This is a genomic window from Maribacter sp. IgM3_T14_3, assembly GCF_049603095.1.
GTDB lineage: Bacteria > Bacteroidota > Bacteroidia > Flavobacteriales > Flavobacteriaceae > Maribacter.
On sequence record NZ_CP187138.1, the window covers coordinates 495,322 to 521,100 of the forward strand.

General features: G+C 37.3%; 27 protein-coding genes. 18 read left to right on the forward strand and 9 right to left on the reverse strand.

The annotated features are described in order from the left end of the window. Positions 1 to 69 precede the first annotated feature (69 nt). A complete protein-coding gene (locus tag ACPF9A_RS02310) occupies positions 70 to 1,977 on the forward strand; it encodes a tetratricopeptide repeat protein (protein WP_424001299.1) in 1,908 nt (635 codons plus the stop codon). A gap of 90 nt (positions 1,978 to 2,067) precedes the next feature. On the opposite strand, the gene ACPF9A_RS02315 is transcribed toward ACPF9A_RS02310, so the two are convergent. The 8 genes from ACPF9A_RS02315 to ACPF9A_RS02350 all read right to left on the reverse strand — a co-directional run bounded on the left by ACPF9A_RS02315 (position 2,068) and on the right by ACPF9A_RS02350 (position 9,490). Then, positions 2,068 to 2,631, reverse strand: coding sequence for a recombinase family protein (locus tag ACPF9A_RS02315; RefSeq protein WP_424001301.1), 564 nt, complete (start codon positions 2,629 to 2,631; stop codon positions 2,068 to 2,070). A 48-nt stretch (positions 2,632 to 2,679) separates the two neighbouring features. Further along, on the reverse strand, positions 2,680 to 3,507 hold the full coding sequence (locus tag ACPF9A_RS02320; protein WP_424001303.1) for a DUF4138 domain-containing protein: 828 nt from the start codon (positions 3,505 to 3,507) through the stop codon (positions 2,680 to 2,682). Next, positions 3,504 to 4,382 carry a conjugative transposon protein TraM gene (gene traM, locus ACPF9A_RS02325; protein ID WP_424001305.1) on the reverse strand — a complete coding sequence of 293 codons (879 nt, stop codon included), beginning with the start codon at positions 4,380 to 4,382 and terminating at the stop codon, positions 3,504 to 3,506. The genes ACPF9A_RS02320 and traM overlap by 4 nt, the downstream gene beginning before the upstream one ends. A 56-nt stretch (positions 4,383 to 4,438) precedes the next feature. Then, positions 4,439 to 5,059 carry a conjugal transfer protein TraK gene (locus tag ACPF9A_RS02330; RefSeq protein WP_424001307.1) on the reverse strand — a complete coding sequence of 207 codons (621 nt, stop codon included), beginning with the start codon at positions 5,057 to 5,059 and terminating at the stop codon, positions 4,439 to 4,441. Between the two features lie 10 nt (positions 5,060 to 5,069). Further along, on the reverse strand, positions 5,070 to 5,900 hold the full coding sequence (locus tag ACPF9A_RS02335) for a hypothetical protein (RefSeq protein ID WP_424001309.1): 831 nt from the start codon (positions 5,898 to 5,900) through the stop codon (positions 5,070 to 5,072). Between the two features lie 10 nt (positions 5,901 to 5,910). Next, on the reverse strand, positions 5,911 to 6,492 hold the full coding sequence (locus tag ACPF9A_RS02340) for a conjugal transfer protein (RefSeq protein ID WP_424001311.1): 582 nt from the start codon (positions 6,490 to 6,492) through the stop codon (positions 5,911 to 5,913). A gap of 25 nt (positions 6,493 to 6,517) precedes the next feature. Continuing rightward, positions 6,518 to 8,932 (reverse strand): TraG family conjugative transposon ATPase, encoded by a 2,415-nt coding sequence (locus tag ACPF9A_RS02345; RefSeq protein ID WP_424001313.1) that lies wholly within the window; start codon positions 8,930 to 8,932, stop codon positions 6,518 to 6,520. A 270-nt stretch (positions 8,933 to 9,202) separates the two neighbouring features. Continuing rightward, positions 9,203 to 9,490 (reverse strand): hypothetical protein, encoded by a 288-nt coding sequence (locus tag ACPF9A_RS02350; protein ID WP_424001315.1) that lies wholly within the window; start codon positions 9,488 to 9,490, stop codon positions 9,203 to 9,205. 188 nt (positions 9,491 to 9,678) lie between these two features. On the opposite strand from ACPF9A_RS02350, the gene ACPF9A_RS02355 reads away from it, so the two are divergent. The 13 genes from ACPF9A_RS02355 to ACPF9A_RS02415 all read left to right on the forward strand — a co-directional run bounded on the left by ACPF9A_RS02355 (position 9,679) and on the right by ACPF9A_RS02415 (position 19,240). Further along, positions 9,679 to 9,951 (forward strand): N-acetylmuramoyl-L-alanine amidase family protein, encoded by a 273-nt coding sequence (locus ACPF9A_RS02355; protein ID WP_424001317.1) that lies wholly within the window; start codon positions 9,679 to 9,681, stop codon positions 9,949 to 9,951. Positions 9,952 to 10,017: 66 nt separating this feature from the next. Beyond that, positions 10,018 to 11,535 (forward strand): IS1182 family transposase, encoded by a 1,518-nt coding sequence (locus tag ACPF9A_RS02360; protein ID WP_423997090.1) that lies wholly within the window; start codon positions 10,018 to 10,020, stop codon positions 11,533 to 11,535. 93 nt (positions 11,536 to 11,628) lie between these two features. Then, positions 11,629 to 11,991 carry a YybH family protein gene (locus ACPF9A_RS02365; RefSeq protein ID WP_424001319.1) on the forward strand — a complete coding sequence of 121 codons (363 nt, stop codon included), beginning with the start codon at positions 11,629 to 11,631 and terminating at the stop codon, positions 11,989 to 11,991. An 11-nt stretch (positions 11,992 to 12,002) separates the two neighbouring features. Beyond that, on the forward strand, positions 12,003 to 12,305 hold the full coding sequence (locus ACPF9A_RS02370) for a hypothetical protein (RefSeq protein ID WP_424001321.1): 303 nt from the start codon (positions 12,003 to 12,005) through the stop codon (positions 12,303 to 12,305). Positions 12,306 to 12,555: 250 nt separating this feature from the next. Next, a complete protein-coding gene (locus ACPF9A_RS02375) occupies positions 12,556 to 13,398 on the forward strand; it encodes an alpha/beta fold hydrolase (protein WP_424001322.1) in 843 nt (280 codons plus the stop codon). Between the two features lie 2 nt (positions 13,399 to 13,400). Next, positions 13,401 to 13,868 (forward strand): RNA polymerase sigma factor, encoded by a 468-nt coding sequence (locus tag ACPF9A_RS02380; protein WP_424001324.1) that lies wholly within the window; start codon positions 13,401 to 13,403, stop codon positions 13,866 to 13,868. Then, the gene (locus tag ACPF9A_RS02385) at positions 13,858 to 14,442 is read left to right on the forward strand and encodes a hypothetical protein (protein ID WP_424001326.1); all 585 of its coding nucleotides are present in this window, start codon (positions 13,858 to 13,860) and stop codon (positions 14,440 to 14,442) included. The genes ACPF9A_RS02380 and ACPF9A_RS02385 overlap by 11 nt, the downstream gene beginning before the upstream one ends. A gap of 264 nt (positions 14,443 to 14,706) precedes the next feature. Continuing rightward, positions 14,707 to 15,078, forward strand: coding sequence for a transposase (locus tag ACPF9A_RS02390; protein ID WP_024479941.1), 372 nt, complete (start codon positions 14,707 to 14,709; stop codon positions 15,076 to 15,078). Next, positions 15,078 to 15,935: an IS3 family transposase gene (locus ACPF9A_RS02395; RefSeq protein WP_424001329.1), complete on the forward strand. Its 858-nt coding sequence runs from the start codon at positions 15,078 to 15,080 to the stop codon at positions 15,933 to 15,935. Before ACPF9A_RS02390 ends, ACPF9A_RS02395 begins: the two co-directional genes overlap by 1 nt. A 70-nt stretch (positions 15,936 to 16,005) precedes the next feature. Beyond that, entirely contained in the window at positions 16,006 to 16,434 is a 429-nt protein-coding gene (locus tag ACPF9A_RS02400) for a DUF1330 domain-containing protein (RefSeq protein ID WP_424001331.1), read from the forward strand. A gap of 215 nt (positions 16,435 to 16,649) precedes the next feature. Then, positions 16,650 to 18,167 carry an IS1182 family transposase gene (locus ACPF9A_RS02405; protein ID WP_423997090.1) on the forward strand — a complete coding sequence of 506 codons (1,518 nt, stop codon included), beginning with the start codon at positions 16,650 to 16,652 and terminating at the stop codon, positions 18,165 to 18,167. A gap of 90 nt (positions 18,168 to 18,257) precedes the next feature. Continuing rightward, positions 18,258 to 18,899 (forward strand): DUF6000 family protein, encoded by a 642-nt coding sequence (locus ACPF9A_RS02410; RefSeq protein WP_424001333.1) that lies wholly within the window; start codon positions 18,258 to 18,260, stop codon positions 18,897 to 18,899. 149 nt (positions 18,900 to 19,048) lie between these two features. Then, positions 19,049 to 19,240, forward strand: a complete 192-nt coding sequence (locus ACPF9A_RS02415) for a hypothetical protein (protein WP_424001335.1) — start codon at positions 19,049 to 19,051, stop codon at positions 19,238 to 19,240. Positions 19,241 to 19,646: 406 nt separating this feature from the next. Here the strand turns inward: ACPF9A_RS02415 and ACPF9A_RS02420 are convergent, their stop codons facing one another. Then, the gene (locus tag ACPF9A_RS02420) at positions 19,647 to 20,720 is read right to left on the reverse strand and encodes an IS110 family transposase (RefSeq protein ID WP_423999762.1); all 1,074 of its coding nucleotides are present in this window, start codon (positions 20,718 to 20,720) and stop codon (positions 19,647 to 19,649) included. A 378-nt stretch (positions 20,721 to 21,098) separates the two neighbouring features. Here ACPF9A_RS02420 and ACPF9A_RS02425 point away from each other — a divergent pair, with 378 nt between their 5' ends. The 4 genes from ACPF9A_RS02425 (at position 21,099) to ACPF9A_RS02440 (ending at position 25,663) form a co-directional block, all read left to right on the forward strand. Continuing rightward, entirely contained in the window at positions 21,099 to 22,205 is a 1,107-nt protein-coding gene (locus ACPF9A_RS02425) for a serine hydrolase domain-containing protein (RefSeq protein WP_424001337.1), read from the forward strand. Between the two features lie 490 nt (positions 22,206 to 22,695). Next, positions 22,696 to 24,045, forward strand: a complete 1,350-nt coding sequence (locus ACPF9A_RS02430; RefSeq protein ID WP_423997572.1) for an IS110 family transposase — start codon at positions 22,696 to 22,698, stop codon at positions 24,043 to 24,045. A gap of 182 nt (positions 24,046 to 24,227) precedes the next feature. Then, positions 24,228 to 24,776, forward strand: coding sequence for a DUF3575 domain-containing protein (locus ACPF9A_RS02435; RefSeq protein WP_424001339.1), 549 nt, complete (start codon positions 24,228 to 24,230; stop codon positions 24,774 to 24,776). Between the two features lie 41 nt (positions 24,777 to 24,817). Then, on the forward strand, positions 24,818 to 25,663 hold the full coding sequence (locus ACPF9A_RS02440) for a hypothetical protein (protein ID WP_424001341.1): 846 nt from the start codon (positions 24,818 to 24,820) through the stop codon (positions 25,661 to 25,663). The last annotated feature ends 116 nt before the right edge of the window (positions 25,664 to 25,779 follow it).

The window sequence follows — 25,779 nt, forward strand, 5'->3', positions numbered from 1 at the left end:
GAATATAATTAGGTACCTTGGTCATGAAGCTATAAGAAGGAAATACATCACCTAAATCTTACATACGCTATGAAACCTATTTTCAAACTATTTCTATTCATTGGTTTGTGTCTTTGCATCAATCTACAGGCTCAAGAATATAAAAACCTTGATAGTTTAATTACAGCATATAACAATCATGTTATTGATACTGTCAAGGTAACTATAGGTTCGCTCATTTATCAGAATCTAAGCTTTACCAATCCGGAAGAATCCTATAAATATGCCCAAGAAGCGGTTTCTATGTCCAAACAAATTAACCATGAGAGCGGCCTTGGACAAGCTTACAATAATTTGAGTTTTTATTTTCTCAATAAAGACCAACTAGATTCTGCGCTTTACTATAAAAAAGCATCGCTGGACATAGCCACCAAACTGCAAAATATAAGAGGTATTCTGACCGTAAATATGGGTCTTGCTGTATTGTATAACAAGAAAAATGACTTTAATAAGGGAGAAGAGTACCTAAACAAGAATATTACAATTTTTAAAAATAGAGATACGATTAAGAATGCAAGGGAGATTGACTTCAAATATATCGGATCTACTTATCACGCACTTTCAGATATCAAAGTAAAAAAAGGACAATATAATTTGGCGTTGAAATATGGATTGAAATCTCTAGAGTTATATAAAGCAAGAGCTAAAGATCAACTCTATGAGGCGGATGCTTTTAATTTATTAGGGCAAATAGAAATGAAAATGGAAAACTATGCACAGAGTTTTATTTATCTAGAACAAGCTTTAAAAGTCTACCATGAGTTTAAGGATTTACTTTGGGAAAGTGATGTACTAAAAATTATGGGAGATAATATGGTATTGCAAAACAAGCCAAATGAGGCCATAAAATATCTTTTGCGTTGCATTGAAATTGCTAAAGAAAACGAATTTCAGTTAACAGAAGCATCAGCGCTTAACATTTTAGGCAATGCCTATAGCAAGTTGAATCGTAATGAAGAAGCACTACAAAGCCTAAATAATTCCATTGAGGTATATGGTCAAATGGAAAACCCGACAGAAGTTAATGAAGCATACATCAGTTTGGGTCTTTTCTACAATAAAGCCAATCAGCCGAATCGTGCTATTCCCTATCTTGAAAAAGCAATTGTAATTTCTGATAGTATTGGGGCAATCCCACAGGCATATCAAGCCTATTACGAAAGATCTAACTCATTCAATCAATTAAAAGAACACCAACGAGCTCTGGAAGACTTTGCTTTATATAACAAGCTAAAGGATAGTATGTTCACCGTTAAAAAGTCACAGCAAATAGAAGAAATGCGAATAATATTCGAGACCGAAAAAAATGAGAACGAAATTGCACTACAAAAAGAAGAGATCAAAACCTTAAATCAGGAGGTCGAGATTAGTAATTTAAGAAAAGGGCTGTATGCAGGCGGATTAGCCTCTGCCTTAGCTCTATCCGGTCTTTTGGTCTTTGGTTTCCGTCAGCGAATCAAAAAGAACAAAATAGCCCGCGAGAAGCAAGAAGTAATCTACAAACAAGAAATTGCACATAAAAAGAAGGAGCTCACCTCGCAAACCCTGCATTTAGTACAGAAGAACACCTTTATTCAAGAGTTGATGGATAATTTGGAGAACGTTAAGAATTCTCCTGAAAAATTTAAAACCGAGTTTCGGCGCATTGTCATGTTACTCAAAAAAGAAAACGCTTCAGATAAGGACTGGGAGGTCTTTAAAACCTATTTCGCAGAGGTGCATAATGACTTTGACCAAAAACTAAAAACGCTTTATGCTGATATCTCTGAGAAGGAAATACGCCTAGCTGCTTTTCTTCGCATGAATCTAACTACCAAAGAAATTGCTGCAACCCTGAATGTACTGCCCGATAGTATTCTAAAGTCGAAGTACCGCCTAAAAAAGAAACTAAACCTAGATAAGGATATCGATTTGACTAGTTTCTTAAATACTTTATAAAAAGCGGATTTACATTACCTACAACTTAATTCATAAACATAAATTCCAATCTCTTTCTGTTCTTTAATATTGACCGATAAAACGAACCATTTAAAGGACTTTTTCAACGCGATAAAAAGAGCTTTTGCTAATACCAGCTCTTCTGCATGCAATTTTTATAGGTAAGTCTTTATTGTCATATAAGTATTTTGCAAAATGGTACTTTTCGATAGTTTCTTTTTTAGATCCAGTTGGCCTGCCCAGTAGTTTGTTTCGTTTCCGTGCGTTGGCAAGTCCAACTTTGGTTCTTTCACTGATAAGGTTTCTTTCGAATTCCGCTACAGCCGCAAATATATGTAGCAAGAATTTGCCGTTTGCAGAGGCTGTATTAAATTCCGGTTCGCTTAAGCTTTTAAAGTACACGCCTGACTTATTAAACGTGTCTATAAGCTCGACCATATTCTTTAAAGAACGAAACACACGGTCATTTTTATAGGTTATCACGGTGTCTCCCTTGCGCATGTATTTGACCAATTCGTTCAGACCTTTTCTATCACTCCTGGCACCGCTGGCAATGTCTTTGTATATTTTTTCACAACCGGCTTTTTTCAATAGGTCTATCTGAGCATCTAAATTTTGCTCTTGAGTTGACACTCTAGCATATCCAAATATCATGACATACTTTGGTTAAGTTATAGCTAGCAATGATTTGTTTTAGTGGTGTCAATCATGGATTAATTTTAGAATCCGATTACCTCGGTACTCTTTGAGTTCCAACAGTAGTTTGTCGGTATCCCCAAAAGTAAATTTGGGGATAAGCAAAACGAATTCATGGCGCTCCCCATCGTTAATAATCCTAGGGAGCTTATGCTTATAAATAGACTCCATTTCAATTTTTTGGTAGGATGATTTTTTCCGCTTGTTTCCATTTACCTTGAAAATTTTCAGGTAATCCATCTCAAAGTCTATCCCAAATCTGTTTTTTATCTCCACAAGTGCATAGACCTCGGTTCGGTCGTAAATCAAGTCCTTTAAATGTAGGATTACACCCTTTTTTCTTTTGCGCTTTTGACTGTTTCGATTGTGCTTCAAATGAAATTCGCTGAATTTTTTAAAGTATTGAAAACGATTCGGGGAATCGGTTCGCGGTGTCTTCATCGTCACAGAATCCTTCAATACGGATAACGAACTTTTACTAGTTGGAATAAACAAAGGGCTTTCATAACCAATACGTTCATTTCTAGGAATAAAATAATTCAGCGTATCCAAATTTTTCAGATACTTCAATTTATAGGAATAAACTTCATTGGTGGCCGTTATTACCAAAAGATTGCTTTCGCTACCTTTTACACCCTGCAATAAGCCTACGTGCTGAACGCTTTCTTTATTATAACTAAACGTAAAGTTGGGTGAACCCACGACTGCTTGTCGAATCTCATCCGGAAAGAACAAGGCAACAACCTGCCTTTCATTGGTGCCGATAGTCTTTAACTCCTGTGCACTTATTTGGCCTAATACAAGTACTGAAAAAATGGATAATATCTTTTTCATAAAGTAGGTTTTAAAATAAGCTGATATTGATTGTAAACCGTCACTTTCACGTTACGGTTATTTCTTCGAAAGACCTGTTTAATTCCGCCCACCTGAGGCACACCAGCGATATTGATGTCCTGAACAATATCGTCGATTACTTCCCTCCCAGCCTCTGCAGTGAAACTGTTTTGAACGTAAATACCTTCATTACCATCTAGTAAATCGAAAGCTTTCAAATCAACTGGTTTATTATTGATGTTCGTAATATTGATGAAAACCCGATTGGCCTTGAAACTGACAAATCCATAAACCAAAGAATTCCGAGAAATAGAATCGCCATTGATCAGCGCATCTACAGCCAATCGCAATTCCAATCTGCTATCGGTTTTCACGGTCTGTTCGCCGTGAACTTCGACCATGATAAAATCGTCTGTTTTCAGATTCGATTCTTCTACCTTAAATGACGCAATTGGATTAGGTTCATATGCAAAAAACTCTTGATGGGCCTCTTTAAAATCTATCTCGATTTCTTCAATTTCATCTTTTCGTGTGTTGGTTCCTACCGGAACAGCATTGTATCTGGGCTTATTTCTATAATGCCCAGACTCATAGTTTATCCTTCCTTCTGCATAGATACTGTCGACAATGCGTTGCCGCTCCTTTTCTTGAAAGAGGGGGTCATATAATCCGGTAGAATCCAAAAGGGATTCATCATACATACTTGGAGCATTGGATTCTCTTACCTCCTTTAAATCATTAATAGCATCCAGTTTAGAGGAATATTCCTTTTGTTCTTCCTTCAATGCTGGCACTGCAGGTTGGCTTAGTTCAGTTTGCACTTCTTCTCCATCGCCCATTACAAACACAGCATAACCTACAATGAAGAGGACCACTGAAGCTACTATCCCGATAAAGATTATTTTATTTCTATCTAGTTTCATTTGCATCATTATTGGTTATTCAGCTTTTTAAGTGAGTTTTCAAAGAAGTTGGTAATCAATAGACCATGGGTGTTATGGGGAAAGTTCCTGTCCACTAGTATCAAATTACCCGTCGTAATTAATTGGTATTGGTCAACGATAGACCCTCTATTGATTTCAAAAATAACTTCGGTTCGAAATGAAGTGGTTTTTGAGGATAAAGTCAATTCTGTATTAACGGAAACAACCTTTTGAACCAGAGAGTATTGGAGTAATCTATTGTACACACCATCAGCTTTTTTCTGCCGGTAAACATTATCTACAGTACTATCTCCCAACCACAAAGCTTTCTCTAGATTTTTCTCGTAATTACTCTCATCAATTCCATAGAAATACGAATGAAATAAATCAATATGTGAAAGTGCCTCAACTTCCATATTTTCCTTTTGCAATACCAATTTCAGCGGAATAATAGAACCATCGGTATTTACTGCAAATGTGCTGTTCAACATGTTTTGGTTAAATCTATACACGGTTATGATGGAGAAAACGCAGGTCAGTAAACAGGCCGCTACTACCGCCAAAACTATAAAGCGGTTAATTTTCAACACGCTGTAAATATTCTTGTATGGAGTAATTCTATTTTTCATTGCTTTTGGTTTAGTCTACGAACAATCGTAAAGTAAAAGTGCTCGCTCGTTTATACAGTTTAAATTTTATAAGAATGATAAAGCCTACTCCTGCGAGTTCAATGACAGGTGCAAAAAGTTCGCTGCCGAAGTCGGTTCCAAACAGATTGGGCCAAAAATTTTCCGTGATTTCTTTATACAGTTCATTTACAAAAACATTGACCAGAAAGAAAGCCGGTACTATCATATAGACGGCAGCATATAGCTTGAAAAACCGATACCCAATATCCCGAAACTTTTCAAAAACGGCCATGCTAATGACCAATGGAAAGAAGGCCTGCATAATTCCTAATAAAAAGTAGCGTTCCGCCAAAAACATAGGGTAGATGAACAAATCCAACATCCAGAGAAATAGGCCGAGTCCCAAGGCTATCATTCGAATTCCCAGGAAAGGCGTGGTTAGCCATTCATACAAAATACCCATCGCTTTCGTGGTCGCATCCAATAGCCCTAAATCCTCCTCTACCGCGATGTCTTGTAATTCTAGTGGTAATAGAATAGGTGCAGTTCCTCTATATTGTCCTTCTATGGCCACCAAAATAGAATCGAATGCATCAAGTACCTGCGTTGAAAAGACAACCACTAAGACCACCGCAAAGTTTTTAATCAATTCTGTGGGTGTCAATCCCCAAGTAACTCCCTCCCTGCTTGCTCCGCCTTCATAATACTTCTTCACGATGTTGATTAGAAAAAACAATACGGCAAGGAACTTCATTCCACCAATGGTATAGGACATAAAATCACTATCCTTAATGGTCTGAAAAACCGTATCAACATATTCTAACCCGATGGATAAAAACATCTTAATGTGTTTAATAATTAGTTTCCCTAGTGTTGACTTTGTCTTGCATCTCCCGAAAAGAAATAATCAATTTGTACCGCTTGTTCTTAAGGGTAATATCAGCGACCATTTTTTGGGAATCGTCGCGTTGTGCTTCCAAAATGGCCAAGCGCTCCGCATCATTTAGCTTTAAGAAGTCGTTGGAAAGTATCTGATTCATAAATTCAAGATTCCGTAGTGACCCATCGATTATTGTATTGAAAGCGTTGGAAACCGCATCTATCTCATTAGGGTGGATATAGGGCGAATTCAATATATCCCTCAAATCTCTTCGTACCATGTTCACTAAAGCTTCATTGTTTTGGTTAATCTCCCTAACAGCTTCATATTGTTTAACGGCATTGTTCACCTTTTCAATAGTCTCCTTGGCCTGTTTCAAAAACTCGACAGTTTTAATCATTTCAGAAGTCTGTTTGGCGGACTCCACCAATTGCTTTACCAAGGAGATAAAACTGGTGTTGTCATAAACAGGCATTCCCTGTGCTTTTATGTGTCCGGTACTGGCAAGCAGCAAGAATGCAGATACGATGATAGTTTTGACTGTAATTTTCATGATATAGTAATTTTAAGTGTGTGAATTATGATTTTTGAAATTTCTGTTTTACAAATTCATTAATAGCCGACTCCATATTTTTAGTTTTCTTATAAATGTCCATTATGGCCTCGTTCTCGGAGCCGTCCGTGAGGTAGGCGGCATAAACTTCTGGTGGAACTTCCAAACGGAATATGTTGCTCTCCTTACCTATCTTGATAAAGATTTCAGTATACTTTCTTTGGCCTTTTAAATCGTTCTTGATGGACTTCAACTGATTTAAGTCGTGACTGGAAAGGCTTAGTCTTTTAACCAATTCATCATATCCCTTTTCGTTTCTAAGGCTGTAGATGACTTGGGTATTTTCAAGTATACTGGCGGATGTTGAATTACTAGGTAATTGGTTGATAGATTGCAGTATAATGCCAATGGCCCCATTCTGCTTACGAATGGCCTGATAGTAGAATTCAACACTTTCCAACACATTATCAAACTTCAATTGTTTAGCGAATTCATCGAAAAGAATAATTCCTTTTTCTGCACGGTTACGCCAGATGGTTCGCTGAATGGCGGACTTAATGAGCTTGAGCATTACGGAGAGCACCTCCTTGTTATCCTTCACTTCATCCAGTTCAAAAACAATAAGGCGTTTATCCTCAATTTTATAAGACTGGTCTTCGCTTACTTCGAACAAGAAACTATAAAGGCCTTCTCCCACGTACTCGGACATAATGTGAAGAAAGTTTGTGGTATTGAAATAGTCCGTATCAATACCTAGATCGTCCAACAAGGTTTCCTTTGTTTCTCGCACGAAATTGTAAAAAGCCTCTAAGGAATGTGTCTCTGTTGCGTTGCGCTTATAGTACTGCTGAAGGATTTTCTTTAAAGCCACCTCTTGGGCTTTGGCGACCTTAAGACCCGAAGCAAAGAGCTCCAAAAGGAAAACCGTTAGGTCTTCCAACCGCTCCGGGCTTAGGTCATGTAGGTTGTTTATGTAAAACGGATTAATGCCTAGGTTTTTGCCCTGTTCATAGCGCAGAGTGATATATTGGTCTGGGTATAGTTTCGCAAACTTGGAGTAGCTCCCTCCCAAATCAATAATGACCAACCGGACACCACTTTCAAAGTATTGTCGAAGGATGTTGTTCGCTAAAAATGATTTACCTTCTCCTGTTGGGGCGAATATGGCAAAGTTTCGAGCTTTGATGCGCCTCTTCTTTTCGTCCCAAACATCCTTAAGAACAGGAATATTATGTTGGCGATCGTTGAAAATGATGCCGGTTGCGTCCGATTTATAATTGGTATTGTTGATGAGCAGACAAAGGGCATGTTTGAGATCGGTGACATATAGATCTTCGTCTGAAAAGTTGGAGGAGAAACAACAGTAACTATTCAGTAAATAGTTTTTACGCTCCTCCCCTTTCGGATAATACGGTATGATGTCCAGTTCCTTGAACTCCGTTTTGATTCGAGAAGCAATTTTACCTAAATCAGTTTTCTGCTCGCTCCAAAAAATAACATTCAGATGACCTCTAACAATTCGGGCATTATCATCTTGGTTAATTTGATCCAATATCGCATTGATTTTCTCATACACGACCTTGTTCTGCGTACCGAAGTTGGAACTTTTACTCAGTTCTTCTAAACGTTTTTCAAGCAGCTTTCGCCACTTATGCTTATCGTCTAAATAGATAATCTGATTAACGATATGATTTTCGTTCAGATGTAGCCCTAGTCCATCGATAAAACCCTGATGGAAGATAAAAGCATCGGAAGTAAAAGCATCGTTGGTTTTGCTACTGCTTACTGCATCGCCAAAGCATAATTCATTATTGACCGCCAGGACATCAAAATAATGGTTACCAATCTGGGCATGGTGGTTATTTAGCACGATATCGGTATCGAACCCCTCATTGAATCCATTGAAGTACGTATCGGTTAGTGAAAGAATTTCCCCTTCGAATATCGGAGTGAAATCCAGTTTATAGCTGTTGTTGAGGAAGCCCACCGCATCTCGAACGGATGCCATAAAGCTTTCTACGGCTTCCGTCATTTTTTCGGGAATCCCTTTTGGAACTCCTCTAAACGGATTCACATATTTTGATTTGTTCAACCCTTTATTCTTGGGCCAAACAAAAAAGAGATACGATTGATGCGAGATGTATTCCCTACCCTTGAAATGTTGATGGGTCGCCTTTTCCAAGAAGGTTGTATTCGGCAAACGTTCAGCTGAATATTTCAATTTCTGGAAAACATCCTGTTTATGGATGACCATTCCGGCAGGTAGCGATTTTAAGGCTTGAAACCAACTACCGTGCAAATCTTCAAAATCCATAGAAGAGAGCGAATAGACCTCTGGCAAATCGGCCTTATAGCAAAGTACTAGATTGCCATTATTCGCAAAGACCAGATTCTCCTGGATATCCACAATTGGATAGTGTTGGGTGAGATTAATCCTCATATTGCAGCACGGTTGTTTTTTTGTTAGAAATAGCCGTTGGGAAAACCTTTTGTATATGTAGGATATGCGGCTGATGGGTCAACTTTAAGAGCAACACATACAACATAAAGTTGATTGCTATGGCCCCCATGACCAAAAGAAGGCTAAACGAGAAAATAACCACTAATAGCGAACCGATGACCACTGCCATTTGTAATGCGAACAAAGAAACCGGAAGCCCAAATATCAATGCCCGTTTACGAATGTTGCGATAGATCTGAAAACTCCTCATTATACCACTAGGGTTATCAGGTAGGTAAAGATGCCCACCACGGCGCCTGCAATCAATACAAATACCAATACACGGGTAATCCCCTTTTTAAGATCTGAATTCTCACCGAAGAAGTGTCCAGCATTAAATAGAAAACCCACAAGGAAGATGACCCCGAGAATTATGGGGAAAATAGTTCGTATGGTATCCGAAATGTCGGCTACCGAATCTTCTATACCTCCAATTTGCGCATAGGTTGGGGCCGCTGCAAAAAGCAACAACCAAAATGACTTGCTAAGTTTTTTCATAACTGTTCGTTTTTTAATACCTGATTAGGGCGGTTGATGAATTCTTGTTGACGAATTTGAAATGAAATGAAGCGAATGCAGAGAATCGGCTAAAAATTAACAGGTGGGAAAGTTAAAATTTCAAGTATTTGAAATGAATTGACCAAATCGATGAAAATTGTGCAACACGCACATAAAAATTTCAGCGAATGAAGAAACTCTGTTTTTACTGTTTGTTTTGGATTATAGCCGCTGGTTTTCATCAGGTCTTAGGACAGGAAAAAAACCATAAGCCAATTATTATTATTGATCCGGGACATGGCGGTACAGATTCTGGTGCCGTTGGAATCAATGGTATTAAGGAAAAAGAAGTGGTCTTACAGATAGCCAAAGAGGTTGTAAGGCTCAACCGAGAACTATTCAATGACTCGTTGGAAATTTATCTTACCCGTCAGACTGCGCAAAAACCTACCCTTTCTTAATAACTTTGTTGATTTCCTTTAGCACGGCCAATACCATAACGTATTGATATTGATTATCTTAATGGTATGGATTTTATAACAGGTTTTGACAGGGACCAACTCGTAATGATGGATTTCGAATCCTGCCTGGGTCCCGATTCGTGGGCAAGGATCGTCGATATGTTCGTGGATATCCTCCCAATGGGCGACCTGGGGTTCAGGGACGTGCTGAACAACGAGGGCAGGCCACCATATCGTTCCTCGGACATGCTCAAACTCTATCTCTACGGCTACAAGAACAAACTGCGCTCCTCCCGCCAATTGGAACATGCCTGCAAGGTAAACCTCGAGGTCATATGGCTCCTGAAGGGACTAAGGCCGTCCGCAAGGAAAATAGCCTATTTCAGAAAGCGTAACCCAAAAGCCTTCAAAGGGGCATTCAGGTATTTTGTGGTGCTGCTCAAGGATTGGGAACTAATCGAAGGCGAGACCATTGCCATCGACTCCTTCAAGATAAGGGCCCAGAACGCCCTGAAGAACAACTTCAACCAGAACAAGATCGACCGCCATATCGAGTACATAGACAACAAGATACTGGAATACCAACAACAACTTGATGCCGAGGACGGAGATTCGGATACCGAAAAAATACAGGACAAAATTGCCTACCAGGAATCGAAGAAGGAAAGATACCGCAACATCGGGGAAGAGCTGCGCACCAGTGGGGAACGACAGATCAGCCTTACCGATCCCGATGCCAGATCGGTAGTACTGCACCGCAACATAATCAATGTGGGCTATAACGTGCAGGCAGGGTGTGATGCAAAATACAAACTCTTCGTCAACAACGACACGGGCACCGTAAACGATACACACGCACTTTCGCCCATGGCACTCGATGCAAAGCAACTTTTGGGCGTGGAAAAAATGAGGACACTTACCGATAAAGGGTACACCACGGGCAAACACCTGGACATCTGCACCAAGAACGGGATAACAACTTACTCATCCCCAAAGGAGCATTCTTCCCAACACAACGGCCTTTATCCCATGGTCGATTTTAAATACGACAGGGAAATGGATACCTATACCTGTCCCGACGGACAGATATTGGTGACCAATGGAACCGTTTACAATAAGGCGGGCCACAAGGTCAAGCATTACAAGAACCGACAGGCCTGCAAGGTCTGCCCCGTAAGGCACCTTTGTACCACGAACAAGAACGGACGCTTCATAGAGCGCTCCATTTATCAGGAGGCCTTGGAGGAAAACCAGAAAAGAGTGGAGGAAAATCCGGAATATTATAGGCTCAGGCAACAGATCACCGAGCACCAGTTCGGGACCATCAAAAGACAATGGGGCTTCACCCATACATTGATGAAAGGAAAACAGAACGTGCTCTCCGAGGTAAACCTGATCATGATATGCTACAACCTTAGCAGACTTGTGTCCATTCTTGACCCAAAAGTGTTGAAGGACAGGCTCAAAAGGCTTGTCGACATATTTTTTGCCCTATTCGGAGCCATTTCAGCCATTTTGGGCGACTTTCCTTTTCTTGGAAATTTAGTTTACCACAAAAGAACCGGCTATAAAACCTTCGCTTAGGGTCCTATAAATCAAAACAAATCATTTATTTTTATTCGAAATGGAGTTGCTGCGCAAACTCCCGTTACCTGCAAGCACAAAAAAAAAGAAAGAATGATAACTATTGAATTTGCAAAACAATTTTCAGAGAATTGGACAAAAGATTGGAACTCACATAATCTTGAAAAAATATTATCTCATTACTCTGATGATTTTAGTATTGAAAGTCCTCTTGCATTAAAAAGACTTCCTGAAACTAAAGGAATTGTAATTGGAAAAGATAATGTTAGAAAGTATTGGACTATTGGTCTAGAATCTAATCCAAATTTACACTTTAAGATTATTGATTTATTAATTGGAGTTAATAGTATAACAATATATTATTTAAATACGACAACAGGAAAAAGGTCGACTGAATTAATGACTTTTGACAGCAATAAAAAAGTCATTAAGGCAATTGTTAATTACTCAGAATAAACAACTATAATATGATTCATTTAACTCAAATTATATATGTTTTTGAAGGTCAGGAAGAGATTTTTCATCAATTTGAAGACATAGCAATTCCAACCATTTCAAAATATAACGGTAGACTTACTTTAAGAATTCGACCGACTGACAATTGTATTATTGAAAATAATATTGATAAGCCTTATGAAATTCATCTTGTTGAATTTCATACTCAAGAAGATTTTGATAATTTCAAAAAAGACGAAGAAAGAAAAAAGTTCTTGCATTTAAAAGAAAAGTCAATTAGAACATCCATTTTAATTCAAGGAATAAAACTGTAACCAAAATAAAGCCAGCAGGTAACAATGTATATAAGAAATAGGCGAAATAGTAGTAAAATCAAGGCTTTAGGCTCGTGTCAAACTTTGGGCTTAACCGAAAGTTTCGTGCTTCGAAATCGCCTACTTTTCATATACTAGACCGTTATATGCAACCCTAAAAAAAATCTTGCTGAAAAGAAAAAATTCAAGGACTTTGTAACATTTTGTAGTTCCTCGTATCTAAAAGACGAATCATAATGCAAACTACGAAATGAAAAACTTACTTTTTTTTAGCACATTCCTACTAATCAATATTCAATCTTTTGGACAAATTTCTGACTACCCTTTTGAAGTAGAAAAAAGCGGGAATGGAAATCGAACAATTGTACTAATCCCAGGATTTGCGTCTTCAGGAGAAGTATGGGCTGAAACAAAAGCAGTTTATGAAAAAGAATATACTTGTTATACTCTTACGATGGCAGGATTTGCAGAGGCTAAACCAAGCCCAAATCCGAGCTTTGAAAACTGGAAAGTTGGAATTGCAAAATTCATTAAGGAAAAGAACATTGTAAAGCCAATTTTGATTGGACACAGTATGGGCGGTGGTTTGGCTATGGCAATAGCTGCCGATTATCCGAAACTTATTCAAAAAATCGTTGTTGTAGATGCCCTTCCCTGTTTGGCAGCGTTAACCAATCCAAACTTTAAACATCAGGAAAATATAGATTGTTCAGGAATGGTCAATCAGATTACAGCGTTGCCAAAAGAACAATTTCATCAAATGCAAAAAATGACGATGCCCCAACTTATTGAAAATAAAGAAATGATAGAAACAGTTGTAAATTGGAGCATACAATCAGATAGGCAAACCTTTGCAGAAATGTATTGTGATTTTTCAAACACAGATTTACGAGAAAAAATCAAAAGTATTGAATGTCCTTCTTTAGTTCTACTAGAATCTAACTTTACAAGCATTAAACCTGAGATTAAAGAACAATTTGAAAATCTCAAATCGGCTGATTTGCAATATGCAAACCAAGGACTTCATTTTATAATGTACGATGACAAAGAGTGGTATTTTAACCAATTAGAAAATTTTCTAACCAAAGATTAAACGTGTTCGAAGACATATACAAAAATTATTGGCAAAGAATATTTCGTTTATGTATGGGCTTTGTAAATGACAAAGACTTAGCAAAGGATTTAGCGCAAGAAACATTTATAGTTGTATTCAAAAAACTTCCAGAATTCAGGAACGAGTCGAAAATAGGTACTTGGATTTTTAGAATTGCATCTAATATTTGTTTACGCCAAATCGAACGCCAAAAGCGTTATCCAAAAGACGAACTACCAAAAAACCTTTCAGAAGAAAATACATCGGATATTGAACCACAAATCAAGTTTTTGTACAAGTGCATATCCGAACTAGCCGAAACTGACAGAATAATTATATCACTCGAACTTGAAAACATCAAACAAGAAGATATTGCAAATATAGTGGGGCTTTCCAGCACTAATGTTAGAGTTAAAATACACAGAATCAAAGAAAAAATAAGAATAAAATTCAGGGAATATGAACAATGATACAAACCTTAAAAAATTGTGGTCTAATCAGACCACCGAACCACCTCAAATAGAGGAATTGTTTTCAAATTTCGCGAAAATCAAGAAAAAAAATCTAACAACATTAATTGCTGCTAACTTTTTGATGGTAGCTACAATTGCGTTTATCATTTTTATTTGGTTTTATTTTAAACCTAAGTTGGTTACTACCAAAATCGGAATAGTATTAACGATTTCAGGAATACTTGTTTATCTATTCTTTTACAATCAACTTATTCCATATTTGAGAAAAATCAACGAAACTCAGAGTAATAGCGAATTTTTAAAAGCAGTTATAAAACTGAAAGAGCAACAGAAATTTTTACAAACGAGAATGTTGGAGATATACTTCATTACATTAACCCTTGGTCTATGTTTGTATCTATATGAGTATGTATCGCTAATACCATTTCCGTGGTCTATTTTTGCCTATGTAGTTACCTTGATATGGATTGGCTTTAATTGGTTCTATCTTAGACCAAGAGTAGTCCGAAAGCAGCGTGACAAACTGGACGGTATTATTAAAAAATTTGAAAATATTAAAAGTCAGAACTAAAGACAGTACGGAAAGGGCAGCATATAACAAAACCTATACGTAATGTGGGCTAAGGTGATTATTCGTAGCGTTTGCGTATTTTTATAATGTCGCAAAATCTTTAGGATTTTGCATTAGAAAAAAAAGATAAAACAAAACAAAAAGCTTTTGCTAAGAGCTGTGGCGGAATGGGTATTGCGTGTCCGCTCCCACACTACGCATAGCTCGAGCGTTAGGTGTAATTTTGACCCGTCCTGAAATATGTATACAAAACACTTCAAGTATATGTATAAAAATGATGGATATGTAAAACGCTATAGTGAGAGCTTCAAGCTCAAAGTCTTGGCAGAACTTACCAAAGGAAACCATTCCAAAAGACAAATTGCATTAACTTACGGTATACAATCCAGTACTATAAACGTATGGATCAAAAAGTATGATCGTAAAGATTTAATGAATACCCGTGTAACCGTGCAAACAGACGACGAACTTTCCCGTATCAAAGCCCTTCAAAAAGAGCTGAAACAACTTAAGGACCTTCTTATTAAAAAGGACCTGGACAAACTGGTGACCGATAGCTATCTTGAGGTAGCCGCCGAAAACCTGGGCTATAGAGATGTTGAAGAATTAAAAAAAAACTTAAACATAAAGCCTTGATGAAAGTAGCACCGATAAACCGTAATGAAAGGCTGCATTCAATTGGTACTATCTGTAATGCCTTTGATCTGAAAAGAGATGCCTATTACAAATACCAAAAAAGGTTTCTAATCAAAAAACAGATAGAACAAGATGTAATCGAACTTGTTCGAAAAAGTAGAAGAACACTACCTCGAGAAGGTACAAGAAAACTCATGCGATCATTAAAAAATGAGTTTCATAAATATGACCTTAAAGTAGGCAGAGACCGGCTATTCCGTATCTTAAGAGAGAACAGGTTACTCGTTAGAAGAAAAAAATATTCTTCTAGAACCACAAATTCATATCATAGGTTTTACAAGTATGGTAATATTATAAAAGACCTTAATATCAATAGACCTAATCAAGTCTGGGCTTCCGATATAACCTACATCAGAACCATTAAAGGATTCTGTTACCTGGCCTTGATCACCGACATGCACTCACGTAAAATTGTTGGATATGACCTAAGTGATAGCCTAGAGCTAAAAGGTTGTGTCAGAGCTTTAAATAAGGCTATTTACAATGCTCAAAACATTGATCAACTTATTCATCATTCGGACAGGGGCATTCAATATTGCAGCAATGTATATACCCAAATACTAAAAAGAAAGAAAATCAAGATCAGCATGACAGAAGAGAACCATTGCTATGAAAACGCACTGGCCGAAAGGGTAAACGGTATCCTAAAAGATGAATTCTATCTTGACCAGACCTTTACCAGCGTGGTACATGCTAAAAAAGCAGCCAAAAATGCAATCAAACTATACAACTCTAAAAGATTGCATTTATCTTTAGATTATAAAACACCTAATTACGTGCATCAATATGCCGCTTAAAACTAATATTAATCTGTAGCCGTATTTTAGGACGTGACATTTGAAATAACAACTCGAAATTGAAGATAATATGAGCAAACACATTGATGCAAGTCCTGAAGCAGGAAAAGAATTTTATCAAAACTTCCACGACAAAGGAAAGGTAGTGATGTTGAACTTACTGAAATTTAGAGCAACGGCTGACTATACAAATTTGGGAGAATTAAAACCTACTAAAAACATCAGTGGAGAAGAAGCCTATCAATTGTATATGGACAGTACTCTACCCGAATTGGAGAAAGCTGGAAGCCGAATTATCTATTTTGGAAAGAGCCAAAACTTTCTGATTGGACCCGACTCGGAAAAATGGGATGCGGTTTTGTTGGTAGAACACGAGTCTGTTTTGAAGTTTATGGAATTTGCCCAAAATCCAGACTATCTAAAAAAAGCGGGACACAGAAAAGCAGCATTGGAAGATTCCAGGTTGTTACCAACGAATGAAATAAAAAACTACACCTAACAAGGCATATATCTTATGGCGGGTGACCGGCTGAATGATAGGTTTTCGTTCCGTAACCAGTTTTGATTACCGTGGACAAGAAAGTTCTTCGAAACCGCCACAAGCCATATGCAAACCGTCAGACTGCGCAAAAACCTACCCTTTCTTAATAACTTTGTTGATTTCCTTTAGCACGGCCAATACCATAACGTATTGATATTGATTATCTTAATGGTATGGATTTTATAACAGGTTTTGACAGGGACCAACTCGTAATGATGGATTTCGAATCCTGCCTGGGTCCCGATTCGTGGGCAAGGATCGTCGATATGTTCGTGGATATCCTCCCAATGGGCGACCTGGGGTTCAGGGACGTGCTGAACAACGAGGGCAGGCCACCATATCGTTCCTCGGACATGCTCAAACTCTATCTCTACGGCTACAAGAACAAACTGCGCTCCTCCCGCCAATTGGAACATGCCTGCAAGGTAAACCTCGAGGTCATATGGCTCCTGAAGGGACTAAGGCCGTCCGCAAGGAAAATAGCCTATTTCAGAAAGCGTAACCCAAAAGCCTTCAAAGGGGCATTCAGGTATTTTGTGGTGCTGCTCAAGGATTGGGAACTAATCGAAGGCGAGACCATTGCCATCGACTCCTTCAAGATAAGGGCCCAGAACGCCCTGAAGAACAACTTCAACCAGAACAAGATCGACCGCCATATCGAGTACATAGACAACAAGATACTGGAATACCAACAACAACTTGATGCCGAGGACGGAGATTCGGATACCGAAAAAATACAGGACAAAATTGCCTACCAGGAATCGAAGAAGGAAAGATACCGCAACATCGGGGAAGAGCTGCGCACCAGTGGGGAACGACAGATCAGCCTTACCGATCCCGATGCCAGATCGGTAGTACTGCACCGCAACATAATCAATGTGGGCTATAACGTGCAGGCAGGGTGTGATGCAAAATACAAACTCTTCGTCAACAACGACACGGGCACCGTAAACGATACACACGCACTTTCGCCCATGGCACTCGATGCAAAGCAACTTTTGGGCGTGGAAAAAATGAGGACACTTACCGATAAAGGGTACACCACGGGCAAACACCTGGACATCTGCACCAAGAACGGGATAACAACTTACTCATCCCCAAAGGAGCATTCTTCCCAACACAACGGCCTTTATCCCATGGTCGATTTTAAATACGACAGGGAAATGGATACCTATACCTGTCCCGACGGACAGATATTGGTGACCAATGGAACCGTTTACAATAAGGCGGGCCACAAGGTCAAGCATTACAAGAACCGACAGGCCTGCAAGGTCTGCCCCGTAAGGCACCTTTGTACCACGAACAAGAACGGACGCTTCATAGAGCGCTCCATTTATCAGGAGGCCTTGGAGGAAAACCAGAAAAGAGTGGAGGAAAATCCGGAATATTATAGGCTCAGGCAACAGATCACCGAGCACCAGTTCGGGACCATCAAAAGACAATGGGGCTTCACCCATACATTGATGAAAGGAAAACAGAACGTGCTCTCCGAGGTAAACCTGATCATGATATGCTACAACCTTAGCAGACTTGTGTCCATTCTTGACCCAAAAGTGTTGAAGGACAGGCTCAAAAGGCTTGTCGACATATTTTTTGCCCTATTCGGAGCCATTTCAGCCATTTTGGGCGACTTTCCTTTTCTTGGAAATTTAGTTTACCACAAAAGAACCGGCTATAAAACCTTCGCTTAGGGTCCTATAAATCAAAACAAATCATTTATTTTTATTCGAAATGGAGTTGCTGCGCAAACTCCCGTTCTACGCAATTTGAACAAACCAACAATGGACGAGAAAACAAAGAAACAAATTGAATTACACTCTGCTGGAGCAACAATCCGACACGCAAGTCCATTCGCTGAATTGGAACATTATACAAATGAAAACAAAATTGAACCTGAATTTATAAAAAAATGGTGTGTTCCATTTTATATGTTCGGAATAAATAACGCGGATGAATTCATTCGGAACTTTGAATCAATAAGAGCGGAATTGAATATAGAAGTTGTTAAAAACTTACTTGGAGATTTTAATTGGAGAACTAGAATTGTAGGAGCATATTTTGCTTCAATAATGGAATTTAAATCTGTTGAAGATATTATTGGAATTCACCTTTTAAAAAGTCAAGTCTGTTATGCAGGAAATGGATACTGTTTGACTTTAGCGACATTTAATACTCAAAACGGAATTGAATATCTTAAAAAATATCTTGAATACTATTTGACTCGAAAAGACTTACATTATGAACAACGAGAGGCAATGTGTGCTTTAAAATGGACTGACCAAATAAACGGAACAAACGAAATGGAAAAATACTTGGATTTATATCAAGATTGGATTTCTGGAAAATATTCTCAAGACTTAAATAATTCATTTCAAGGATTTGAGCAACAGATGAACAATTTGAAAAGAATAAAAACTGCGTAGAACACCGTGTATAATTCATTGCTAGTTAGAGCCTACTTACGAAAGTCCTGGCGGACTTTCTATCTGTGATTTATTTGCTAACTTTAGTGCTGAAACACGCAACGAAATCATACACAAGACCGTTGTAATCAATAGCTCAAATAAATATTATGGAAGAATTAAAAATACATTCTGAGGGGCAAAATGACCACTTAATATCGATTAAAGAGAAGTATAATAAACTTAAAAACTCTTTGAAATTGAATGTTAAATTGACTGAGGAAGAAAAACAAATTGAACTAAAAAAAGCCGAAGAACAGTTTAATAAAGAAAAAAAGGATTCTAAGCAAAATCTGTACTAAGTCAATAAATAACAGACTAATCACTAGGATTTAAAAACAGTTATGTGCAGATGGAACTAACTCTTACGTAACTGTTACGCTGGACATCTAACTCTAACGGACTTAACTGTTGCGCAGATGGACTTTACTCGGACGAAAAAAATACAGAAACGGAATCGTTCGTGCTCACTCTTGTGTGTCGCTACTGATTACAACAATACCTAAACGTAATGCGGACTAAGGTGATAAACCGAAATGTCTGTGTATATTTATGATGTCGCTAAATCTTATGGATTTAGCTTTGGAACAAAAAAGAAAAAGCAAAACAATAAGCTTTAGCTTCGTGCGCAGACGGAAACGAAAAGTTTCCTTTCAACCGCACTACGCTTAGGTACTGTGTTGAAAAACAAGTTTTTTCTTTAATAATTTAGGAAACAGGTTGATTTATCAAACTGTTATCCCGCGCAGCAAGAGCTTCATGCTTTTGCTGCTTTTTTATTTCAAATTTAGCATCATAATTTTCTTCGTTCTTCCATAAGGTGTACATTAAGATCAATAGTTTTCTCTGCACCGCTACAAGTGCCACCAACGGCTTTGCCTTGTTCGGCTTCAGTCTATTGTAGAACTGTTTCAAAGTTGGGTTACAGCGTACACAGGTCATCGAGGGCATGTGCAGTACCGCCCTTATATGGCTGTTCCCTTTTTTACTGATCCTGGTCTTTCCCTTGAAGTTTCCCGATTCCCTCAATACCACATCATAACCGGCGTAGCTCGCCAATTGCTTGGCATTGACTATAGATTCGAAGCCCAACGTTTCTGCGATCACCGTAGCCGCCGATATAAACGATATACCAGGTATACTTATCAAATAATCCAGCTTCCTTTTCAATACTTCATTTTTAGAGATCAGAAGTCGCATATCTTCTTCGACAGCCGCTATCTGCGTGTTTAGAAGCTTTAATCTGATCTTGTGCCTTTTCAATGCCCTTGCATTACTATGAACGCTCGATGCGATAGCTCCTTGTCGATTGGTCTCCATCGTTCTATCGTTCAACAATGAACTACGTTCCCTGCTCAGTCCTTTTAGCTCCTGCAACTCCTCACTGGGCGGGTGCCATAGTCGAATGTTCCTTTCCAGACCTAACATACTTAGCATTCTACTGTCGAGTGCATCCGTTTTGGAACGTTGGTCCAAACTCTGCGCATAGCGCTTTACACGACCGGATTGCATTACACAAACGCTATAGCCCTGCTCGTACAGAAAATGCGCAATACCTTGATGGTAAACGCCCGTGGCTTCCATCACCACCAACAATTCCACATCGGGATCGACAGATGCCTTCAGCCATTTCAAGAGTACCTTATAACCCATTATATCATTGGATACATCGGGATGGGACTCGAATTCCTTAACTAAATTTTCATTTAGGGAACCTAGTGATAATGACAAGTTCAATTTTGAAACATCGATGCCAAGACTCTGTTTTAAATACTTTTCCATTTCTTCGGTTTTTAAGCTGTAATTCTCTTTATCATCTTTGCTCGCACTTGATTCGATCTCTATCCAAAGGACCTAGGTACTGTTCAGATTCCAAGAAAATTATAGAAGGGAGGTCTCTCTAAAAAACGATATCACATTAAGTGTATCTAGCCCAAAAGCCATTATCCCTTCTAGTTAAGCTTATTATTGATTATCTAAAATAATGCTTTAATAAATCAGTTCAGGAAGAGCGTAAACCTAAGCGACGATATCTCTATTTAGTATCTAGCCCAACCACGAAATCACCCTTCCTTTAAACTAATTTATCATTCAGAATATATTATCTTCAAACTTAGAACCAAACATACGAGCTAAACCGTTGTGCTTAATTTAAAAAAAATGAAAAAAAGAACATTTACTCTAATAATATTTCTCTTAACCTGCATTCCAATCTATTGTCAATTGAGTAAGCAAGAAGAAAAGAAATTAGACAGCTTGATGCAAATATCCAAAATACCTGGTGTAAGCTTGAGTATAATCAAAAACAATAAACTTGTCTATAACAAGGGATTCGGAATTAGTGGTGGGTCAAAGAAGGTAACAGAAAAGACTATTTTCCAAGCGGCATCATTAAGCAAATTTCCAACGGCATTATTATTTCTAATTAATAATCAAAATCAACAATTTGATATCGATAATGAAATTAATCTATATCTAAAAACTAATAAACTTGAGGGTTTAAAATCAGACCCAAGTACGATTCCTACAATTTCTCAATTACTCAGTCATACTGGAGGTATTAATATGTCTGGATTTCTTGGCTATAAACCTGATAAAAAAAGAATACCGACAATTGAAAATGTAATTGAGGGCAAACATACATTTATTTGGGAGCCAAAAATCAAAATTAAGAACGAAGTGAATAGTGAAAATAAATATTCTGGTGGAGGCTACTGTTATTTACAAAAAGCAATAAAAGATACTAAGGGAGAGCCATTCAGAACTGTTATTCAAAAGGAGCTATTACAACCATTAAATATGCAAAATAGTTTTTATAGTTTAACGCCGAACAATAGAAATGACGTAGCTTATGGTTATAGTAAAAAAGGGAAACCTATTAAATTAGGGTATAAAGTATATCCACAAGAAGCTGCCGCAGCATTATGGACTACTTCTTTTGATTACTCACAATTATTGCTGGAAGTAATGGCAGGTTTGAATGATAACAGACCTTCAATTTTAACCAAAGAGTCTATTAAATTATTGACAACACCAACAAATACGACAAATGGAAAATTAAATTTGTACGGATTAGGAGTAGGACTTCAAGTTGATGAAAACGGTAAAGTGAAAGGAATAGGTCATTCCGGAGCTAATATTGGCTATTCTTCTTTCTTCTACTTAGACATTAACGATGGTTCTGGCTATGTACTTCTTACAAATCGTAATTTTGCAGATTTAAGTGAAATAAAATCTTTGCTACGAAAAAACATATTCGGAAAATAAAACTAAGCACAACAACGTATAAAAACAATAGGGCAATTGGTGCTTAACACAATGTTCACAGCACTTTTCCGAGGTCGCCAAATTTTTAAATTTGGCTTATTGAGAAAAAAATTATAAGTAAAATTTAAAAATTCGGCTTGTGTCTAACCGAATGGTTCGTGCGTTTTTCCGTCCTACTGTTCTTATACAAATCCGTTGTAAAACATTCCCCACATCAGAATCCGATTAATTCCTCGAGCTAACGAATCGCAAAATCCTATCTTTTTTTTATTTTTATATAGGCTCACTACAAGGTCGATTTTTCAACTGGTGTTACCTTTTGGGTAAACTCGGTCAACATTCTGATTGAAGTACTATCATTCTTGCCTTTAGGTTGAGTTTGATGTGATAATTCCAGTGGTACTGCATCTTATGCAAGTCCGATCGAGATATTTTAGAATTTATACAGTACTTCTTTTGAGCCATTTTTATAAACCTAAATAATTTTGGTATGAACAAAAAAATGGAACTGGACATCATCAATCTTCACTGTGCTGGAATTGATGTGGGAAGTAGAAGTCACTTTGTCGCCATTGGACAAGACCTCAGTGATGTAAAAGAATTTGGAGTGTATGCAGAAGACCTTCAGGACATCTGTAATTGGCTTTTAGGGAATGGCATCAACTCTGTTGCTATGGAATCTACTGGAAGTTACTGGCAGAACTTATATGCTGAACTCGCTAAAAATGGATTTGACATTATTCTTGCCAATGGAAAATTTACTAAAAATGCCAAAGGCAAAAAAACTGACGTAAAAGATGCACGATGGATACAAAAACTACACGCTCTTGGACTATTGAGTAGTAGCTTTTTACCAGATGAAACTACGGAAATCCTAAGAACCTATTGCAGACAAAGAACAAACTGGTTACAATTAGCTGCCGAAGCTTCCAACAAAATGCAGAAGTACCTAAAACTACTTAATATGCGTTTAGACGTAGTAGTAAAGGATGTATGTGGGCTTACCGGGCTGAAAATTATTGAAGACATCTGCAAAGGAAATTTAGACCCAAATTCTTTAGCGAAACACAGGCACTATAATTGTCGAAAATCAGAAGAAGAAATTGCCAAGGCTCTAAAAGGCAATAACAGACAGGACTTTCTTTTTGGACTCAAACAAGAATTTGAAAGCTACCAATTTTATCAAAAGAAAATAGCAGATTGTGATAAACAAATTGACAGGTTCCTTAAAAAACAAATCAATCTTGACCCGATTAAAAAAAAACTAAAAACCAAAGCAAAACCTTATAAGCGCATAAATAAAAATGCCCCAAAAATTGAGTTAAACCAATTGGCTTTTCAATATTTTGGAGGCATAGACCTAATGCAAATAGAAGGTCTAAGCCACGCAACAGTACTCACTATAATTAGCGAAATTGGTTCTGAAGGATTTAATAAATTCCCTACTGCAAAACATTTCACCTCTTGGATGCGACTTGCACCGAATAATAAAATATCTGGAGGAAAAGTATTAAGTCATCGCACACCAAAAGGAAGTAATCGAATAAAAACAGCACTCAGGCAAGCTGCAAATGCAATCGGAAATCTAAAAGACACTCATTTATCCAATTTCTTTAGAAAAATCGCTTTCAAAAAAGGAAGACAAGTAGCCGTGAGTGCAACCGCTAGAAAACTGGCTGTTATCATTTGGAATATGGTCACAAAAAAACAAGCCTATCAACCACCTACTGACTATTTATTCCTAGATCAAAAAAGAAAAATGGGACTCGTCAAAAGAATTAAAAAACAAATCAATAAATTTGACATAAAACCAGAAGATCTCGATTTTTCAACATCCTGATTTTCAATAACTAAATTTGACGTTAGTCGAGATTTAAAAAAACATTTTAGCTATAGACTTTATTTCTTCAACTTTTCATAATAATCCTTTTTTACATTTAATTTAACTTAACATTTAAAGTCCTTTAACGTTTTCAAAATCAAATTAATATAGGTTTGTAGAACATCAAAGAAACCTTTTTAATGAAAACAAATTATATAGCAATCATACTTTTGTTCTCAGTATTTACCACCAAAGCGCAAAAACAAAATTCCATTAGCGCAAGTCCGTCTGAAAAGAGAAATGAACTAAAACTTAATGTACTTTTTACGTCATTAGGCCTTTTAGATATAGCATTTGAAAGAAATTTAAATAGAAAATCTTCATTGGGGATTTCGGGTCTATACGTGTTTAGCCAAAGACATGATGAAGACACAAATTTTCAAATTTCACCTTTCTACAGAAGATATTTTGGCAAAAAACATGCCTCAGGTTTTTTTGTTGAAGGATTTACAACCGTTGGCTCAACTGACGGAAAACAGTTAACCGATATAAACGGAAATCTTACTTTGAACGAAGGTCCTGATGTGATTGATTTGTCGCTCGGTTTAACGTTAGGCAGCAAATGGATTACAAAAAATGGAATTACTATTGAACCTTTCTTTGGTTTTGGAAAACTATTATTTAATGCAGATAAAACAGACCATTCCCAGATAAATAGACTTGGAATAAATGTAGGCTACCGATTTTAAAATTATACCAAGGTACTTCACTATAATTCAAAATCTAAAAATTGCAGAAACCTTTAAGATTTTTATTACTCTTGTTTATCCTATTGACAAACTACACCCTATCTAGTCAAAAGAAGACCAAACAAATAAGCGGTAAGATTAAAAGTCTTAACAATGATGTTTCAAACGTATTAATAATCAACTTAAATTCAAAAGAGTCAACAATTACTGATTCTTTGGGGGTGTTTACCATTGAGGCTAAGTTGAGAGATTCAATTCGATTTACTGCAGTTCAATACCTAACTAAAGAAATTGTCATCACGGAAACCATTTTTCAAAGAAATTTAGTCGTGGTGAATCTTGTAGAAAACATTATAAATTTAAATGAAGTTACCGTTACACCATACAATCTATCGAGTAAACTAGAACAAGACATTAACAGTCTGGGTATAGAACCCGTCGTTACTTCTTCGACATTGGGCTTGCCAAATGCAGATGTAAAGGTAATGCCCCAGAGTGAACGACTACTTTTAGTTGCAGACAGAGGCGAATATGCAAGACTCATGACAATAGAAGAAATATTGAAGCTGGATAAAACCCTTTTAGGATTCTTCAAAATAAGCGTTATGGTAAACTCAGATAAAACAATTAATAGAATTTCTGGTAAAACGAAATCACTAGAAGAGATAGTTATCCGCGAGAAAAATATAGAGCTAGAAAAAGAAATAATCGCAAAATTTTCAAAGAAAACAATGTCTGAAAATTTTGATATACCTGAAGTTAATATTGATGGATTTCTAACATTTTGCATGTCTCAAAAGGATTTTTCAGAAATATCAAAGTCTGGAAATATGCTGTCAATTTGGGAATATCTGAAAATAAAAAGTATTGAATTTAAAGAACAATAGCCATTGGGGGCATCTGTGCAGAAAAAACGTTTTACAACAATGCCTAAACGTAATGCGGACTTTAGGGCAAAACCGAAAGGTCTGTGTATATTTATGAAGTCGCTAAATCTTTGGGA